Annotated in this window: 17 protein-coding genes; 12 read left to right on the plus strand and 5 right to left on the minus strand. The window is 69.5% G+C overall.

From position 1 onward, the window contains the following. Positions 1-74 precede the first annotated feature (74 nt). The 4 genes from HNR40_RS44410 to HNR40_RS44425 form a co-directional block, all read right to left on the minus strand. A complete protein-coding gene (locus tag HNR40_RS44410) occupies positions 75-1,046 on the minus strand; it encodes a sigma-70 family RNA polymerase sigma factor (RefSeq protein ID WP_184972646.1) in 972 nt (323 codons plus the stop codon). A 221-nt stretch (positions 1,047-1,267) separates the two neighbouring features. Further along, on the minus strand, positions 1,268-2,200 hold the full coding sequence (locus HNR40_RS44415) for an NADP-dependent oxidoreductase (protein ID WP_184972766.1): 933 nt from the start codon (positions 2,198-2,200) through the stop codon (positions 1,268-1,270). Between the two features lie 85 nt (positions 2,201-2,285). Beyond that, a complete protein-coding gene (locus HNR40_RS44420) occupies positions 2,286-2,801 on the minus strand; it encodes a TetR/AcrR family transcriptional regulator (RefSeq protein WP_184972648.1) in 516 nt (171 codons plus the stop codon). 304 nt (positions 2,802-3,105) lie between these two features. Beyond that, a complete protein-coding gene (locus HNR40_RS44425; protein ID WP_184972650.1) occupies positions 3,106-3,756 on the minus strand; it encodes a TetR family transcriptional regulator in 651 nt (216 codons plus the stop codon). 190 nt (positions 3,757-3,946) lie between these two features. On the opposite strand from HNR40_RS44425, the gene HNR40_RS44430 reads away from it, so the two are divergent. The 6 genes from HNR40_RS44430 to HNR40_RS44455 all read left to right on the plus strand — a co-directional run bounded on the left by HNR40_RS44430 (position 3,947) and on the right by HNR40_RS44455 (position 10,617). Continuing rightward, on the plus strand, positions 3,947-5,536 hold the full coding sequence (locus tag HNR40_RS44430) for an AMP-binding protein (protein WP_184972652.1): 1,590 nt from the start codon (positions 3,947-3,949) through the stop codon (positions 5,534-5,536). Next, entirely contained in the window at positions 5,536-6,492 is a 957-nt protein-coding gene (locus HNR40_RS44435) for an acyl-CoA dehydrogenase family protein (RefSeq protein WP_184972654.1), read from the plus strand. Before HNR40_RS44430 ends, HNR40_RS44435 begins: the two co-directional genes overlap by 1 nt. After that, a complete protein-coding gene (locus tag HNR40_RS44440) occupies positions 6,492-7,646 on the plus strand; it encodes an acyl-CoA dehydrogenase family protein (RefSeq protein WP_184972656.1) in 1,155 nt (384 codons plus the stop codon). Before HNR40_RS44435 ends, HNR40_RS44440 begins: the two co-directional genes overlap by 1 nt. Further along, positions 7,643-8,533 (plus strand): bifunctional MaoC family dehydratase N-terminal/OB-fold nucleic acid binding domain-containing protein, encoded by an 891-nt coding sequence (locus tag HNR40_RS44445; RefSeq protein ID WP_184972658.1) that lies wholly within the window; start codon positions 7,643-7,645, stop codon positions 8,531-8,533. The genes HNR40_RS44440 and HNR40_RS44445 overlap by 4 nt, the downstream gene beginning before the upstream one ends. Beyond that, entirely contained in the window at positions 8,530-8,940 is a 411-nt protein-coding gene (locus HNR40_RS44450) for a MaoC/PaaZ C-terminal domain-containing protein (protein ID WP_246510400.1), read from the plus strand. The genes HNR40_RS44445 and HNR40_RS44450 overlap by 4 nt, the downstream gene beginning before the upstream one ends. Before the next feature lie 519 nt (positions 8,941-9,459). After that, entirely contained in the window at positions 9,460-10,617 is a 1,158-nt protein-coding gene (locus HNR40_RS44455; RefSeq protein ID WP_184972660.1) for a lipid-transfer protein, read from the plus strand. A gap of 134 nt (positions 10,618-10,751) precedes the next feature. Here the strand turns inward: HNR40_RS44455 and HNR40_RS44460 are convergent, their stop codons facing one another. Continuing rightward, entirely contained in the window at positions 10,752-12,881 is a 2,130-nt protein-coding gene (locus tag HNR40_RS44460) for an RNA polymerase sigma factor (protein WP_184972662.1), read from the minus strand. Between the two features lie 263 nt (positions 12,882-13,144). Between HNR40_RS44460 and HNR40_RS44465 the strand changes: the two genes are divergently transcribed. From HNR40_RS44465 to HNR40_RS44490, 6 genes are all read left to right on the plus strand, one after another. Further along, entirely contained in the window at positions 13,145-14,206 is a 1,062-nt protein-coding gene (locus HNR40_RS44465) for an ABC transporter ATP-binding protein (RefSeq protein WP_184972665.1), read from the plus strand. Next, a complete protein-coding gene (locus HNR40_RS44470; RefSeq protein WP_184972667.1) occupies positions 14,199-14,873 on the plus strand; it encodes an ABC transporter permease in 675 nt (224 codons plus the stop codon). Before HNR40_RS44465 ends, HNR40_RS44470 begins: the two co-directional genes overlap by 8 nt. Beyond that, positions 14,870-15,535, plus strand: coding sequence for an ABC transporter permease (locus HNR40_RS44475; protein ID WP_184972669.1), 666 nt, complete (start codon positions 14,870-14,872; stop codon positions 15,533-15,535). The genes HNR40_RS44470 and HNR40_RS44475 overlap by 4 nt, the downstream gene beginning before the upstream one ends. A gap of 37 nt (positions 15,536-15,572) precedes the next feature. Continuing rightward, positions 15,573-16,505, plus strand: a complete 933-nt coding sequence (locus tag HNR40_RS44480) for an ABC transporter substrate-binding protein (protein WP_184972671.1) — start codon at positions 15,573-15,575, stop codon at positions 16,503-16,505. 2 nt (positions 16,506-16,507) lie between these two features. Continuing rightward, positions 16,508-16,984 (plus strand): flavin reductase family protein, encoded by a 477-nt coding sequence (locus HNR40_RS44485; RefSeq protein ID WP_246510402.1) that lies wholly within the window; start codon positions 16,508-16,510, stop codon positions 16,982-16,984. Positions 16,985-17,106: 122 nt separating this feature from the next. Then, complete coding sequence (locus HNR40_RS44490; protein WP_184972673.1) at positions 17,107-17,886, plus strand: alpha/beta fold hydrolase; 780 nt, start codon at positions 17,107-17,109, stop codon at positions 17,884-17,886. The last annotated feature ends 133 nt before the right edge of the window (positions 17,887-18,019 follow it).

Consider the following 18,019-nt stretch of genomic DNA (forward strand, 5'->3'; position numbering starts at 1 on the left):
CGTCGCCCCTCCTCCCGGCCCCAACACCCTTCACCGACCAGCCTCCTGCCAACTGTGGCCCGTTGGTGGCCGGGTCAGGCGGGCAGGGTGGTGGAGAGGCCGAAGGTGTCGAAGAGCTTGAGGTCGAAGAACTGGCACACGTGCGTGACCCCGGCCGGAGACAGCGTGAGCACCGGGAGACCGAAGGCGTGGTAGAGCCCGTCCTCGCCCAGGAGATACATGCCGAACGCCGGCTGCCCGTTGGCGCGGCAGGGCACCAGCCTGAGGTCGCCGGGGCGCTTGGCCGGGCAGTGGGTGGCGATGAGCCGCCCGATGTTCTCCGCGCCCTGATACCACCCGGGGAACGGCGGCATCTCGAAGACCGCGTCCTCGGTGAACAGCTTGACGATCGCGTCCACGTCATAGCTCTCGAAGGCCTGCATGTAGCGGTCGAGGAGTTCGCGTTGCTCCCGCTCGTCGGGCTCGCCCATCTGGTCCTCGGCCGGTGAGACCTCGGCCAGCTGCGCCCGCGCGCGCTGCAGGCTGCTGTTGACGGCGGCGGTGGACGTGTCGAGCAGGTCGGCCACCTCGGCCGCCCGCCACTGGAGCACGTCGCGCAGGATGAGCACCGCCCGCTGCCGGGCAGGCAGGTATTGCAGAGCCGCCACCAGGGCCAGCCGGATGCTCTCCCGCGAGGTGACCACGGTCGCCGGATCCCGCCCGTCCGCCCCGACCGCCTCGTCGGGGACGGGTTCGAGCCACTCCAGCTCCATCGTCTCGCCCAGCGGCCCCTCACCCCTGGCGCTCGGCGCCCCCAGCCCGGTCGGCATCGGCCGCCTGCCCTGCTTGTCGAGCGCGGTCAGGCAGCGCGTAGTGGCGATCTTGTAGAGCCAGGTGCGTACGGAGGAGCGGCCCTCGAACTTGTCATAGGCCCGCCAGGCCCGAACATAGGTCTCCTGGACGGTGTCCTCGGCGTCGTGAACCGAGCCGAGCATGCGATAGCAGTGCGCGAGCAGCTCCCGCCGCAACGGGTCGGCCAGCTGAGCGAAGTCATCGCTGACTGTCATGTTCTCTGTCTAGCGGATGCGTGTGACAAAAACCTGTCCGCGCAGCGATGAGCGGTGAACGTGACCGGGGTCTACACCTGTGGCCGCACCGGTTTGAGAACTTTCAAGGTTTTCTGCTGGGGGCCTCTGGACGGGGCGGGCCAGGGCTCGGGCTCGCCCTTCTGGCGCGTGCAGCGGCAGGAACGAGGGGCCCTGCCCTGCACGCGCCCTCCCTGCGAGGATCAGGGGGTGAGGATGATTTTGCCGGTGGTGTGGCCGGTTTCGCCGAGTTCGTGGGCCTTGGCGGCCTCCTCCAGCGGGAACACAGCGGCGATCTTGGCGCTCAGGCGGCCCGCCGCGGCCAGGGCGGCGATGGCCTTCATGGCGGCGTGGTCTGGTTCGACCAGCATCGCGGCGGTTCGGATGCCGCGTGCCGACGCCTCTTCGGCGAGGGCGGGGTCGAGCTTGGACAGGACCAAGGAGACGATCGTGCCGCCGTCGCGCAGGGTGCGCAGGGAGCGGGAGCCGTAGTCGCCGCCCATGGTGTCGAGGACCATGTCCACGTTCCTGACCACGTTGGCGAAGTCGGTGCTCCGGTAGTCGACGAGCTCGTCGGCTCCCAGGCCGCGGAGGAGGTCGTGCTTGGCGGCGCTGGCCGTACCGATGACATAGGCGCCGCGCGCCTTGGCGATCTGCACGGCGAGGTGTCCCACCCCGCCCGCCGCGGCGTGCACGAGCACCCGCTGCCCGCCCCGGACGCCCGCGGTGTCCACCAGCGCCTGCCACGCCGTGAGCGCCGCGAGTGGCAGCGCGCCCGCCTGCACGTGGTCGATCTCAGAGGGCTTTCGGGCAAATGTACGGGCTGGCGCGGTCACATACTCGGCATAAGCGCCATGAGCCTGCGGATACCGGAGCATCCCGAACACTTCATCGCCCGGCTGATACAACGTCGTCCCCAGCCCGACCGCCTCGACCACACCCGAGACATCCCAGCCCAGTGTGAACGGCGGTGCGCCGATCAGCCCGCCGTTGGCACGATGCTTCCAGTCGGTGGGGTTAACCCCGGCCGCCCGCACCCGCACCAGCACCTCGGTCGGCCCCGGCTCCGGCCTGGCGACCTCGGCCACCCGCAGCACATCCGGACCACCGAGCACATCCTGCGTGACCGCCCGCATCATCATCCCGCCAGTCTCGCAGGTACGGAATTCCCGCTTTCGACCAGACCGTCAGCTGCCAGGCGGCGAGCGCTCTGTCGGGGGGTTAGTCGCCGTCGGCCAGGAGGAGTTGGGCGCCGCGGAGGAGTTCGGAGCGGAGTTCGTCGTCGGGGATCGGCATGGACAGGACCAGCGGGTCGGCGACGGCGGCCAGGGCCTGGGCCGCGCGGATGGTGCGGCGGCGGGTCGGGGTCGGGCCCGCCAGCAGGGCGTTGGCTCGGTCCATCCAGGTGACGACGCGGGTCGCCAGGTGCTCTTCCTCGGCGTAGACGGTGGTGTCGCGCAGGAGCAGCGTGAGCACGCGGCGGTGGCCGACCATCGTGTCCACGCAACGCTCCAGGAACGTCTCGGGGTGTTCGAGGGCGGCGTCGAGGTTGTCGAGGAAGGGATCCAGGAGCTGCTGGATGATCTCCGACTTGGAGCGGAAATAGTGGTAGAGGGTGGGCTTTGTCAGCCCAACCTGTTCGGCGACCTCGCGCATGGAGGTGGTCCGGTAGCCGCGCGCGGTGAACAGCTCCAGGGCTGCCGCCAGGATCCGTCCCTTGGTGTCACTCTGGATCACCAACCCACCCTACCGCCCGGTCGGTAGCCTCCTGCCCCCGAGTACACACCCCTTGGTTTGCTGAGCCTCGTGTTAAGGCGGGGGTGTGAACCCAGGGGTGTTAACCCCGGCCGTGTTAGCGGGGGCCGTTGCGGTGGGGACCACGTCCGACGTGAGAAGCGACCCCCACGATCTGGGCCAGCCCACGGCGGCGGGTGGCGGTGGGGCGGCTTGCCGTAACGGAAAGGCGGCCGCCAACGACCGAGCGGCGAGAACGCCATCACAACGCGGGGAGCAGTGACGCGGAGGGTGCGGCGGGAGATGGCTAGAGGTCGGAGACGAGCCGGGCGGCGGCTATTTCGATGCGGCGTTGGATTTGGTCGTAGGTGCGGCGGCCGCGGAGCATTTCGAGGAGTTCGTGGACCCACACGCTCGACAGCGACCCCGCCAGCGCCAGCTGCTCCTCGCTCGCCTCGTCGCGGGTCAGTCCGCCCGCCGACACCCTCAGCAGCAGTCCGGTCATGCGGTCGCCGAACGGCGTCTCCACCTCGGCCATGATCAGCGACCGGATCAGCGCGTCGGCCAGTTCGGGCTCGCGCATGAGGCCGCGGGTGGCGCGCATCAGGACGTCTACCGCGCGGCCCGCGGGGGTGCCGGCGCCGGGTGGGCGGCGTTCGATGCTGTTTTCCAGCAAATCGATCTCTTCGCCCACTACTGCCACTACGAGGTCCATTTTGGAGGGGAAGTAGCGGTACAGGGTGCCCAGGGCCACGCCGGCGCGTTCGGCGACCGTGCGCATCTGCATGGCTTCCACGCCGCCTCGGGAGGCCAGGGCGGCGGCGGCCTGGACGATGCGCTTGCGGCGCTGGTGCTGGCTGCGGGTGCGCACGCCGGACCCACCGGTGCTCGGCTGGCTCTCCATGGGGGCCTCGGGGTCGGGAGGTGGCGCGGCGACTGTCGCCGGCGGAGTGCGCATAAGAACACGTTATCTGATTTCTCCGTAACTCGGCTTGTTACTCGCGAGTCACAAAGAAGGGGCATAGCCGCATGTCCATCCGGTTATGAGGAAAAGTCGTGTTAGCTGGGCAGGAGCGGCTGCTGGACAGATATTAGAATCTGTTCTAGTTTTGCGGGCAGTTGGTGACCGAGCGCTTGGTGGAGGCCGGATGACCGCGGACACGTTCGCCGCCCTGCTCGCGGCCCGCGCCGACGACGACAGGCCGTCGCTCCACTACGCCGACCGGGTCTGGTCGTGGCGGGAGCAGGTCGCGCTCTGCCGTACCTACGCGGGGTGGTTGCGCGGGGTCGGTCATGTGGGCGTCTTGCTGGACAACGTGCCGGAAATGGTCTTCCTGCTGGGCGCGGCGGCGCTGGGCGGGCCGGTGGTGGTCGCGCTCAACCCGACGCGGTCGGCGGTCGAACTGGTTCGCGACGCGCGGGCCGCCGACGTCGAGCTGATCGTGTACGACGGCGTCCACGCCGAAGCGGCACGGGCGATCTCCGAGGACCTGGGCATCCGGCGGATCTCCCTGGACGAGCTCCAACCGACCCCCGATCAGGAGCCCGCGCCGCCCGGTGACCTGGTCATGCTCGTCTTCACCTCCGGCACCTCGTCGGGCCGTCCCAGAGCGGTGCGCGTCACCCAGCGCAAACTCGCCGTCCCCGGCCTCTCGCTGGCCCGCATGCTCACGCAGGACGACGTCGTCTACTGCTCGATGCCCCTCTTCCACTCCGGCGCGATCATGGCGGCGTATGCCCCGGCCGTGGCCTCGGGGGCCGCGCTGGTGCTCAGGAAACGCTTCTCGGCCTCCGGCGTCTTACCCGATGTCCGGAAATATGGCTGCACGTATCTGCACTACGTCGGCAAGGCGCTCTCCTACGTCCTGGCCACCGCGGAACGCCCCGACGACGCCGACAATCCGCTCAAACTCGCCTTCGGGAACGAGGGCAGCGCGACCGCGACCCGCCGGTTCGGGGAGCGGTTCGGGTGCTTCGTCATCGACGCGTTCGGGTCCACCGAGACCGCGGTTTCGATCACGCCGGATCCGTCGGGGCCGCCCGGGTGCCTGGGCAGACTCCCCGACGGCGTCGAGATCCGCGATCCGGCCACCGGTGAGCGCTGCCCGCCCGCGATCGTCGAGGGCGGCCGTCTCCTGAACGCCGAGGAGGCGGTCGGGGAACTGGTCAACGTCCAGGGGCTCGGGCTGTTCGACGGCTATTACAACGACCCGGAGGCCGATGCCGAGCGGATCAGGGAAGGCGCCTTCTGGTCGGGTGACCTGGCGTATGCCGACAAGGAGGGGTACGTCTTCTTCGCCGGCCGGGGCACCGAACGCCTGCGCGTGGACGGGGAGAACCTCACCGTCGCCCCCATCGAGGCGGTGGTCCGCGAGGCGCCGGGGATCGTGGAGGCGGCGGTCTACCCGGTTCCCGACGCGGCCGCCGGTGACCAGGTGATGCTGGCCCTGGTGCCGGACGAGCGGTTCGAGGTGGCGGGCTTCGCGGAGTTCCTGGGCGCGCGTGCCGACCTCGGGGCGAAGGCCGTACCGCGATATATCCGGATTTGCCGGGAACTACCGCAGACCCCATCCCACAAGGTACTCAAGCGTGTCCTCGCCCGGCAGGCCTGGCACGGCGCCACCGACCCCGTGTACCTCCGGACCGCGACCGGCTACCGGCCGCTGACCGGCGACGACGTCGTGGAGATCGAGACCGAGTTCGCCCGTCACGGGCGGCAGCACTTATTGGAGAGCTAGTGGATTTCGCATTGGACGAAACGCAGCAGGAGCTGCGGAAACTTGCCGCGGACCTGCTCGCCAAGCAGGCCGGTGAGGATCAGCTCAGGGAGGCCGGCCTGCTCGCCGTCTGCCTGCCCGAGGAGGTGGGCGGCGCGGGCCTCGGCGGCGTCGAGATGGCCGTCGTGCTGCGCGAGGTGGGCGCGCGCGAGCTGCCGGCCCTGCCCGTCCTGGTCAGCTCACTGGCCATCAGCCGGTACGGCACGCGCGAACAGCAAGCACGACTCGGCCAGGCCAGGGTGAGCACGGTCGCGCTGAAGGAGGCGGGCAGGGCACTGGCCGACCCGCCGCAGACGCGGGCCCACTACTCCGGCGGCTGGACGCTGACCGGCCAAAAGTGCGCGGTGCCGTATGGGGCGGTGGCTGACGTGGCGCTGGTCTCGGCGGCGGAGGGGCTGTTCCTGGCCCGTCCGGGCCAGGTGGTGCCGGAGTTCGCCTCGACCGGCGAGCCGCTGGCCACGATGGTCTTCGACCGGACCCCGGCGGAGAAGGTCGCCGACGACGCCGACGGCGTCCGCCTGATCTACATGGCCGCGGTCGCCGCGCAGGCCAGCGGCGTCCTGGCGGGCGCGCTGGAGCTGACCACCGAGTACATCAAGACCAGGAAGCAGTTCGGCCGCGCGCTGGCGGAGTTCCAGGCGGTGACGATGCAGATCGCCGACGTCTACGTGGCCTCGCGGGCGCTGGACGTGGCGATGTGGTCGGCCGTCTGGGGCTTGGACGCCAGGGACGTCGCGGTGGCCGCGTACCACGTGAGCGAGGCCTTCCGCGAGCTGTTCACCTGCCAGCACCTGCACGGCGGCCTCGGGCTGGACGTGACCTACCCCCTGCACAAGAGCTTCGCGCACGCCAAGCACCTGTCCCACCTGCTCGGCGGCGCCGACGCCCAGCTCGACCTGATCGGAGCGCTCGCCTGATGCTGATCGACCTCACCACCGAGCAGAAGCGGCTGCGGGAGGAGCTGCGCGAGTACTTCCGCGCCTGCCTCACCGGCGACGACCGCAAGAAGATCGCCGAGGACCCGTTCGGCGACGCGTACATGGAACACTGCCGCCGCCTCGGGCGCGACGGCAAGCTGGGGCTCGGCTGGCCCAAGGAGTACGGCGGCGCCGGCTACGGCCCACTCGAGCAGCAGATCTTCGCCAACGAGATCGCGCGGGCCGGCGTGCCGTACCCGATCATCACGGTGCAGACGGTCGGACCGACGCTGATGCAGTACGGCACGCCCGCGCAGAAGGAGTTCTTCCTGCCGCGCATCCTGGCGGGGGAGTGCCACTTCGCGATCGGCTACAGCGAGCCGGAGGCGGGCACGGACCTTGCCTCGCTGCGGACGACCGCGGTGCTCGACGGCGACCACTATGTCGTGAACGGGCAGAAGGTCTTCACCTCCGGCGCCCACTACGCGCAGTACATCTGGCTGGCGGCGCGGACGAACCCCGAGGCCAAAAAGCACAAGGGCATCACCATGATGATCGCCGGGACGGACGACCCCGGCTTCTCCTGGACGCCGATCGTCACCATGGACGGCCGCCACCACACGAACGCCACCTACTACCAGGACGTACGCGTGCCGGCGGACATGGTCGTCGGCGAAGTGGACAAAGGCTGGGACCTCATCGTCAACCAGCTCAACCACGAACGGGTCACGCTCGGCCCGGCGGGCAACCTCGCCCAGACATATGACAGGTTCCTGTCTTGGGCCCGCAGGACGGGCAACGACGCGCATCCCGACGTACGCCGCGCGCTGGGCCGCGTCTACGCCTACTTCCGCACCAACGAACTGCTGAACTGGCAGGTCGCGGCCAACATGGACCTCGGCTGGCTGGGCGCGCCCGACGCGTCGGCCACCAAGATCTACGGCTCGGAGCGCATGCAGGAGATCGGCCGGATCGTGGGCGACATCCTGGCGCGGTTCGGGGACCCGGCCGACCCGGAGACGGCCGAGCTGCTCGACCGGCTTGACCACGGCGTGAAGGGGGCCGTGGTGCTGACGTTCGGCGGCGGGGTGAACGAGGTGCAGCGCGAGCTGATCGCCATGCTGGGCCTGAGCCTGCCGAGGCCGCCCCGATGACCGATCTGCACGAGATGGCACGCAGGCAGATGGCGATGGGCGAGCTGCGCGGCCTGCCCGCAGCCGATCCGGTCAACGAACCGATGATCAGGCACTGGCTCGACGCCATGGGCGACCAGAACCCGCTTTATCTCGACAAAGGGGTGGCGCCTCCGGCCATGGCGCAGGTGTGGACGATGGGCGGGGTGCGGCGCGATGTCAGGGACCGCTCGCCGGTCGACGACATGCTGGCCGAGCTGAACGCCCAGGGGTACACGGGGGTGGTGGCGACCAACTGCGAGCAGACCTATCACCGGTACGCCCGGCTGGGCGACGTGCTGACTCCGGCCACGCGTTTCTCCGGACTTACCGGACCGAAGACGACCGCCCTCGGAGAGGGATATTTCGCCACCTGGAATGTCATCTGGTACGACCAGTTCGACGAGCCGGTGGCGGAGATGCTCTTCCGGGTCCTGAAATTTCGCCCGCGGGTTAAGGAAAGGCGCGTGCCGTACCCGCTGAAACCTGCCGTGAACCGCGACACCCAGTTCTTCTGGGACGGCGTGAAACTCGGCGAACTACGCATCCAAAGCTGCGCCGACTGCGGCGAACTACGCCATCCACCAGGCCCGATCTGCCCCGCCTGCCGCTCGGCGAACCGCGGCCACATCGTCGCGCGCGGCGAAGGAACCGTTTACAGCTACGTCGTTCATCACAACCCGCCCGTTCCCGGACGCGAGACCCCGTTTGTGGTGGCGGTGGTGGAACTTCCGGAAGGCGTGAGGATTGTGGGGAACATAGTGGACTGCCCGGTGGACGCGGTGGGTATCGGTATGACGGTGCGGGCAACGTTTCGCGCAATGGATGACGAACTGATCCTTCCGATGTGGACGCCACAGGAGTCATGATGCGGACGTTGACCGGAGAGCAGATCGAAATTGGCATGGTTCTGCCAGAACTGTCCATCAGCATCACGCCCACCCTCGTGGTCTCGACCGCGATCGCCACCATGGACTTCACCCCGGTTCACCACGACGTCGAGATCGCCCGCGCGCAGGGTTCGCAGGACATCTTCCTGAACATCCTGACCACGATGGGGCTGGTCGAGCGGTATGTCACCGACTGGGCGGGCCCCGAGGCGGTGATCCGCCGCATCAACGTGAAGCTCGGGGTGCCGGCTTATGCGGGTGACCTGCTGGCGTTCACGGGGGCGGTGATCGCGCGCGACGGCGACGAGTTCACGGTCGAGGTCCGCGGCAAGGTCTCCCTCGGCGCCCACGCGAGCGGTTCGGTGGTGCTCTCTTTCCCGTCGTGATCTGTTACGCCGTGATCCGTTGATGTCACTCCTCCTCGGGATCTCAAGATCACGGTCCTTCAGACTTCTAAAATCACGGTCCTTCGGACCTTCAAGGTCACGGGCCTTTGGAGTTACGGCACAGCCACCCCCACGCCACCCGCCGACGTGGGCGGGCCCAGGTCGGGGGGATCGCTTCTCACGTCGGACGTGGTCCCCACCGCAACGGCCCCCCTTGCCCCCCGCCATGGTCCCTTGACCGGCGACCACACCCCCTAACCAACTGACCGGCGATCGCACCCTTAACCAACTGACCGGCGATCGCACCCCCAACCAACTGACCGGCGACCACCCCCCTGACCAACCGCCTGCCTGCCGGGTCACCGGCAAGGCCCTCTGACCGCCTCCCCGCTGGGCCATCTCCTCGCATGGCCTCCTCCACGGTCCCTGACCAGATCTGTCTCTCCTCTGTTGGCTCGATGGCCGGATGTCGCTCGTGTTGGGCGGGCCGGGATGTTGTTAGTACGTGAAGGGTTTCCGATGAAAGCTGCTATTGCCGGGATTGGTGCCACCGAGTTCAGCAAGGACTCTGGGCGCTCGGAGTTGCAACTGGCCGCTGAGGCCGTTTTCGCCGCGCTGGACGACGCCGGCCTCTCGCCCGGGGACGTCGACGGGCTGGTGACCTACACCCAGGACACCAACCAGGAGATCGCCGTCGCGCGTGAGGTCGGGATCGGGGACCTGACGTTCTTCTCGCGTGTGCACTATGGCGGTGGCGCCGCCTGTGGCACGGTGATGCACGCGGCCATGGCCGTGCGGACCGGGATGGCCCGTACCGTCGTCTGCTACCGGGCCTTCAACGAGCGCTCCGGCCGCCGCTTCGGACAGCCCGACGCCCGGCTCGGCGGGGAGCCTTCCTCGCAGGGGCTGGAGATGAGCTGGCACGTGCCGTACGGGCTGATGACGCCCGCGGCCTGGGTGGCCATGTTCGCCCGGCGGTACATGCACGTCTACGGCGCGACCTCGGAGGACTTCGGCCGGGTCGCCGTCGCGATGCGGCGGCACGCGGCCACGAACCCGGCGGCCTGGTTCCACGGGCGGCCGATCACGCTGGCCGATCATCAGGCCTCGAAGTGGATCGTGGAGCCGTTGCACCTGCTCGACTGCTGCCAGGAGAGCGACGGGGCGGTGGCGCTGGTCGTCACCTCGGAGGACCGGGCCAGGGACCTGCGGCGTTCGCCCGCGGTGATCACGGCCGCCGCGCAGGGGGCTGGTGCCGGGCAGATGATGATGACCAGCTACTACCGCGACGACATGACCGGCCTTCCCGAGATGTCCGTCGTCGGCCGCAAACTCTGGGAAATTTCCGGCATGGGGCCCGCTGACATGCAGACGGCGATCCTCTACGACCACTTCACGCCGTTCGTGCTGACGCAGCTTGAGGAGCTGGGGTTCTGCGGTCGTGGCGAAGCGGCCGGGTACGTCGCGGACGGCGGCATCGAACTGGACGGCCGACTGCCGGTGAACCCGCACGGAGGGCAGCTGGGCGAGGCCTACATCCACGGCATGAACGGCATCGCCGAAGCCGTCCGCCAGGTAAGGGGCACCTCGGTCAACCAGGTCAAGGACGTGTCGAACGTCCTGGTCACCGCCGGAACCGGCGTCCCCACCAGCGGCCTCATCCTCTCCTCGCCCTGACCCCACCCCCACCCCCACCCGGGGTCATGGCCGGAGGAGCCGATCGCCGGGACTGCTCAGGGGAGCCGACTGCCGGGACTGCTCAGGGGAGCCGACTGCCGGGACTGCTCAGGGGAGCCGACTGCTGGGACTGTTCAGGGGGAGCCGATTACCGGGACCGCGAAGAACACCAGCATCGCGATCAGCACGCAGATCAGGAAACCGGCCACCTCCCACGCCCAGTCGCGGTGCTTACGCTGCTTGCGCTTCCTCGCCTGCTTCTTGGCCGCCGGGCCGGTGGTGCGCGACGGCTTGCGCGGGCCGGTGGTCTGCTTGCCGCCCATGTTCTGCCGGGACGCCGCGAGCCTGGGCCTGCCCTGTACGCGGCCGTCGCCTCCCGGCGCTTTGCGGCCGTCCAGCGGGTGGTCGCCTCGCGCGGGGCGGTCGCCTCGTCCCCAGGAGAACTCAGCTGCCGTTTCGGGGGAGGCCGTGCCTTCTTGGGCCCACGGGTGGGTCGCGGTCAGGGCTTCCCAGGCGTTCCAGGCATCCTGGTCGGTCTGGTCGGCTTGGGCGGCGTCCTGAGGGTCCTCGTCGGCCTGGTCCAGGTGAGCGGGGTCGCTGGCGGCCAGGATGTCGGAGGGCATCGGGAGCCGGTAGACGGGCTCGTTGGCCGGGCGGTTTGTCCGGGGGGATGGCCGGAATGCGGAGAACGCGTCCGCCGGACCCTGGTTGGCCTCGGGGAGGCCGGTTGGGGTGTCTGTCCGGGAGCTGTGGACCAGTACGTCTCCGGGGGAGGGCAGGTCCAGTGGCGGCATGATGTCGGTGGGCGGGTCGTCGAGTACGTCCGCCGGCACCGGAGCCGACAGCAAGAACCCGGTCCTCGGCGGCAGCCCGTCCCGGACCCTGGGCCTGGGCGGCAGGCCCGCACGCCAGCCCGGCTCGTCCGCATCGGCATTCGACGGCTCTTCGTGGGCGGGGGCGCCGGTGAAGGGGGCGAAGGGGTCCCGCGCGGAGGTGAACGCGTCGGTTGGAGGCGCCCCTGCTGACGGATCGCGGGTCGGCGCGGCGGTGAACGGGCCGCGCACGGGCGCTTCGCCCTGCGGGTCCTGCCTGGGGCTCCCGGCCAGCGGGTCGCGCGCACGGTTCCCGGCCAGCGGGTCGTCCGCGCGGTTCCCGGTCAGTGGGTCATGCGTGCGGTTCCCGGTCAGTGGGTCGCGTGTACGGTTCCCTGCCAGCGGTGTCCCCGCCAGCGGGTCGCTGACCGGGTACGCGGTGAAGGGCCGGGCGGGCGATCCGGCCTGCGGGTTCCGGGTGGGCGAGCCGCCCGGCACGTCACGAGCGGGAGACACGCCCGGCTGATCGCGGGTAGAAGATCCGCCCAGGACATCGCGAGTGGAAGATCCGCCCAGCACATCGCCGACGGAGAAAGCGACGGGGAAAGCGGTGGGGGAAGTGCTCGGCCGGTCTCGGGTGGGGTAGCCGCCCAGCAACGGTGGGGGGCCGGTGAGGGGGTCGCGGAGGCGGGGCATGGGGGCCGTTGTCGCCTCGTGGTCGGCGCGGCCCGTCGGGGGAGTGAGGAGTTCCGTGGGGAATATGCCCGTCGCCGTCCTCGGGTCTGATTCGGCGAGCGGCTGTGGCCAGCGGGGTGGCGCGGGCCACAAGGGCTTGACGAACAGGGGGGCGGCGGTCGCCGTACGGGATCCTGCTACGTGCACGCGCAGTACGGCGGGCGGGGCGGGCCACGGCAGGCGGCAGAGGATGTCGCGCAGCGGGGCGACCGACAGGGCGCCGTAGACGTCGGCGACGGAGGTGGGGACGCGGGCGCCGGTGGAGGCCAGGGCGGTGGAGAGTGTCTGGCGGAAGCGGTGCGCGGCGCTGATGGCCAGCTCTTCGGCGGTGTCGGGGGCGACGTCGAGCACCCACGCGAGTTCGGTCCTGGTCAGGCCGCAGACCTCGCACAGGAGGAGGACCTCGCGCTGGTGCTGGCGGAGTTCGCGCAGGGTGCGTTCGACGAGGGCGGAGGCGGGGTCGACGAGCGGGTCGACGGCCGGGGGCGCGTAGACGATGTCGCGCCGGTGGATCTCGCGGCGGGCGAGCGCGTAGAGGGCGGCGCGCGGCGGCGCTTGGGCGGGCACGCTGGAGAGCACGGCGACCAGCGCGTACCCGGCGGAGGCTGGGTCGCCGAGCTGGTCCGCGCAGTACGCGAACAGCCCGGTGGCGTGACGGTCGTAGAGCTCGGCGATCAGGTCGTTGCGGGAGCGCTGATCGGTGAGCGGTTGAGTCACTGGGCCGGATCCTCTGGTGGAAAACGGACGCTGGGGGGTGAGGGGTGCGGCGTCGGAGTTTGTGCTGGCAATCATGCCAACTCCTACCGGTGTTGCGCACTATGAGAACGGCATTTGATATGAATCCTCCCAGGTCGGTGAAGCGTTTAAGCACGGGCCGATGGGACAGAAGCCCCCTCATCGCCGTAGTCTGAGGTCCGCAAGAGATCATGCGGCGGACGTGGCAGGGGGGCTACGGTCCCGCCACGAACGGAAGGTCACGCGTGATCACGTTCGACTCTGTCACCAAACGCTATCCAGACGGCACCGTCGCCGTGGACAACCTCAGCCTTGAGGCTCCCACGGGCCAGATCACCGTGTTCGTCGGGCCGTCGGGGTGCGGCAAGACCACCTCACTGCGGATGATCAACCGCATGATCGACGCCTCGGACGGGCAGATCCTGCTGGACGGCACCGCCGTGCAGACGATCGACCCGCCGACGCTTCGCCGGGGGATCGGCTACGTCATCCAGCAGGCCGGGCTCTTCCCGCACCGGAAGATCGTCGACAACGTCGCCACGGTGCCGTTCCTGCTCGGCTGGGACAAGAAGAAGGCCCGCGACCGGGCCATGGAGTTGCTGGAGGTCGTCGGGCTCGACCCGGCGATGGCCCAGCGCTATCCGTTCCAGCTGTCGGGAGGTCAGCAGCAGCGTGTCGGGGTGGCCAGGGCGCTGGCCGCCGACCCGCCGGTGCTGCTCATGGACGAGCCGTTCAGCGCGGTCGACCCGATCGTGCGGACGAGCCTGCAGGACGAGCTGCTCAAGCTGCAGTCCGAGCTGAACAAGACCATCGTCTTCGTCACCCACGACATCGACGAGGCCATCAAGCTCGGCGACCGCGTGGCCGTGCTGCGCGTGGGCGGGCGGCTGGCGCAACTGGCCGATCCCAAGACGCTGCTGTCGGAGCCGGCCGACGAGTTCGTGCGCGAGTTCCTGGGGCACGACCGGGGGATCCGGCGCCTGCAGTTCATCTCGGCCGCCGGGCTACGGCTGCGCACCGACCTGACCGTCGCCGAGGACGCGTTCCCCGCGGACTCCGATGAGCCCTGGCTGCTCATCGTCACCCCGGACCGGCGGCCCGTGGCCTGGGTCACGCCCCGGCGGCCGGAGGAGCGGGAGCCGTACGGGACATTCCTGCACGGCAAGGACAACATGCGTTCGGCGCTCGACGCGGCGCTGCTGTCGCCTTCGGGCTGCGCGGTGGCCGTGGACGAGGACGGGAAGGTGGTCGGCGTGGCCACCCGTGAGGCCCTCGACGAGGCGCTCGCGGAGGCCGCCGATGTCTGACGGTCCGCCAACACTCTGGGAGTGGTTCGCCCGCAACTGGGACACCGGGCGGGTCGGCAGCATCAGCAACCTGCTCAGCGACCACCTGGTGATGTCGCTGGTGCCGATCGTGGCGGCGCTCGTGCTGTCGCTGCCGCTCGGGCTGGCCTGCGTGCGCTTCCGCTGGCTGTATCAGCCCACGTCCGGGCTGATGAACATCCTGTACGCGCTGCCGTCGCTGCCGATCTTCATGTTGCTGATCTCGGTGACCGGGTTGTCGCAGACCACGGTGATCATCCCGCTGACGTTCTACGCCATGGCCGTGCTGATCCCGTCGGTGGTCGACGGGCTGGGCGCGGTGCCCGACCACGTCCGCCAGTCGGCCGTGGCCATGGGCTTCACGCCGGTGCGTCGGCTCGTCCAGGTCGAGCTGCCGATCGCCACCCCGGTGGTGCTGGCGGGCCTGCGGGTCGTCGCGGTCTCCAGCATCTCGCTGGTGAGCGTCGGCGCGCTGATCGGCCAGGGCGGGCTCGGGATGTTGTTCACCCGGGCCTACCAGAACCCGTTCCTGCCGCCGGTCATCGTGGGCATCGTCGGCATCGTGCTGCTGGCGCTGGTCGCCGACGGGCTGCTGGTGCTGGCGCAGCGGTTGCTGACGCCGTGGGTGCGGGCGAGGAGGGCGTCGTGAACTGGCTGACGGACTTCTTCGGCAACCCCGAGAACTGGACGGGACCCGGCGGCATCCCGATGCGGCTGCTGGAGCACCTGGAGTACTCGGTGCTGGCCCTCGTGCTCGCGGTGCTGATCGCGATCCCGCTGGGCCTGCTGATCGGGCACACGGGCAAGGGCGGGGTGATCGTGGTGATCTCCGCGAACCTGGCCAGGGCGCTGCCGACGCTGGGCATGCTCGTGCTGTTCGTGCTGCTGCTGGGCACCGCCTCGATCCTGCCGGTGATCATCCCGCTGGTGCTGCTGTCGATCCCGCCGATCCTGGTCAACACGTTCGAGGGCATCCGGGGTGTGGATCCCGAGTTGCGCGACGCCGCGTACGGGATGGGTCTGCGCGGCGGGCAGGTGCTCGGACGGGTGCTGGTCCCGGTGGCGCTGCCGCTGATCCTGCTGGGCCTGCGGCTGTCGGCCATCCAGGTGGTGGCCACCACGACCGTCGCCGCGTACGTGGGCCTGGGCGGGCTCGGGCGCTTCGTCATCGACGGGTTCGCCACCAAGGAGTACGCGAGCGTGGTCGGTGGTTCTGTACTGATTGTGCTGTTCGCTCTGGTGGTGCAGCTGGCGTTCACTCTCGTCCAGCGGGTGAGCGTCTCTCCGGGGGTTAGTCAGAGAATTCGCTAGTCTCCTACTCAACCCCCCGCTAAGAAGGGAAATATTGATGAAACGCATGTTCAGCACCGCTGCGGTGCTGCTGTCGGCCGGACTCGCCCTGGCCGCTTGCGGATCCTCCGGCTCGGGAGGCAACCCGCTCGACACCACGAGCGCCCAGCCCAGCGGCGCCGCCAGCAGCGCGCCCGCCGGTGGCGGCAAGGCCATCATCGGCTCGTTCGACTTCGACGAGAGCGTCCTGCTCGGCTCCATCTACGCGCAGGCGCTTGAGGCCAAGGGCGTCCAGGTCGAGGAGAAGCCGCGCATCGGCAGCCGCGAGGTCGTCTACGACCAGGTCAAGGCCGGCGGCCTGACCATCGTGCCCGAGTACAACGGCAACCTGCTGGCCTTCATCGACCCCAAGACCACGGCCGGCACCACCGCCGACGTGGACACGGCGCTGAAGGAGAAGCTGCCCGACACGCTGGAGATCCTCACCTCCTCGCCCGCCGAGGACAAGGACAGCCTGTCGGTCTCCGAGGCGTCGGCGACGAAGGACTCGCTGAAGTCGATCGAGGACCTGGCCAAGGTGTCGAAGAACATGGTCGTCGGCGGCCCGCCGGAGTTCAAGAAGCGCTGGGAGGCCCGCTTCAAGGAGGTCTACGGCCTGGAGTTCAAGGAGTGGAAGCCCACCGGCCCCACCACCGCGGACGCCATCAAGGACGGCACGATCCAGGCCGGCAACGTCTTCACCACCGACCCCAAGATCATCGCCAACAAGCTGGTCCCGCTCGAGGACCCGAAGAACATCTTCCCCGCCCAGAACGTCACCCCGCTGGTCTTCAAGGCGGGCACGACCGACACGATCAAGACCACGCTCGACGCGGTCTCGGCCAAGCTCACCACGCAGTCGCTGGTCGAGATGATGACGAAGATCTCCGTCAACAAGGACGAGCCGGCCACCGTGGCCAAGGAGTGGCTGTCGGCCAACGGGCTCGGCTGAGCTTGAGCGAGTTCACCGAGGCGATGGCCCAACTGGCCGCCGGCGTCGCGGTCGTCACCGTTCGTGACGACCGCGACGACCTCGGGGTCACGGTGTCCGCCCTCATGTCGGTCTCCGCCGACCCGCCGCTGGTGCTGGTCTCCCTGACCAGCCGCGGCTACCTGGCCGAGGTACTGCTGCGCCAGGACCTCTGGGCCGCCTCCCTGCTGTCGTCGGGGCAGGCGGCCGTCGCCAGCCGGTTCGCCACCGCCGGGCGCCCGTCGGCGCGGCATCTGGTGGCCGGTGTGCCGCACCACCGCGGGCCGCGTACCTCCGCGCTGATCGTCGGGGGCGGGGTGGCCGCGCTGGAACTGGAGACCGTCCGGGTGATTCCGGCGGGCGACCACACGTTGTTCGTGGCGGCGGTGCTCGCCGTCGACTACGTGACCCCCACATTCGACCCTCTGGTACGGCTGCGCGGCCGCTACCGCCCGGTCTGACCCTTCTTCCCGATCCCCGGCTGGGAGGCCGCATGCCGTTCACCGAAAGGTTTTTTGTTCTTGACAACTTTGTTTGTCGGTAGAACACTGGAGGCAAGCGACCCCCAGACAGGGAGAACACCATGAGCACCGTGCGTTCCCAGGACGGCACCACCCTCGCCTACGACCGGACCGGTGAGGGGCCCGCGCTGGTCATCATCGGCGGCGGCGGCGCCACCGACCGCTCCGTCAACGCGCCGCTGGCCGGCCTGCTGGCCGACTCGTTCACGGTATACAACTACGACCGGCGCGGCTCCGGCGAGAGCGGCGACACCGAGCCGTTCACCGTCGAGCGCGTCTACCAGGACCTCGACGCCGTCATCCGGGAGGCCGGCGGTCAGGCGTACGTGTTCGGCTCCTCCGGCGGCGGCATCATCGGGCTGGAGGCGGTGCTGAACGGCCTTCCCATCACCAAGCTGGCCGTCTGGGAGGCCCCGTACATCGTCGACGACTCCCGCCCGCCGGTGCCCGCCGACTACCTCGACCGGCTCGTCGCGCTGCGCGAGCAGGGGCGCAGGGGCGACATGGTGGAGCTGTTCCTGACCGCCGCTGTCGGGCTGCCGGCCGAGTTCGTCACCCCGATGCGCGGCATGCCGATGTGGCCCGGCATGGAGAAGGCCGCCCACACCCTGATCTACGACGCCATGGTCGTCGGCGACTTCTCCCTGTCCGCCGAGCGTATGGCCGGGGTGGCGATCCCGACCCTGGTCCTCGACGGCGGCACGATGCCGTGGGCCACGAACTCCGCCGAGGCCCTCGCCGCAGCCCTTCCCGCCGCGCGCCGCGAGACGCTGGCCGGGCAGCCGCACAACGTCGACGCCGCCGCCCTCGCTCCGGCGCTGCGCGCCTTCTTCGCGTCCTGACTTCGAGTCTTTACCTGATGTCGGATCTGGCGGGCAGGCCGAAGGATCGGCGCGAATGGGACCTTCCTGACCTGGGCAAATACTGATATATCCGGAAGCTTTACTCGCCAGTAGGCGTTACCTCAAAACGCAC

Source organism: Nonomuraea endophytica, assembly GCF_014203235.1.
Taxonomy (GTDB): Bacteria; Actinomycetota; Actinomycetes; order Streptosporangiales; family Streptosporangiaceae; genus Nonomuraea; species Nonomuraea endophytica.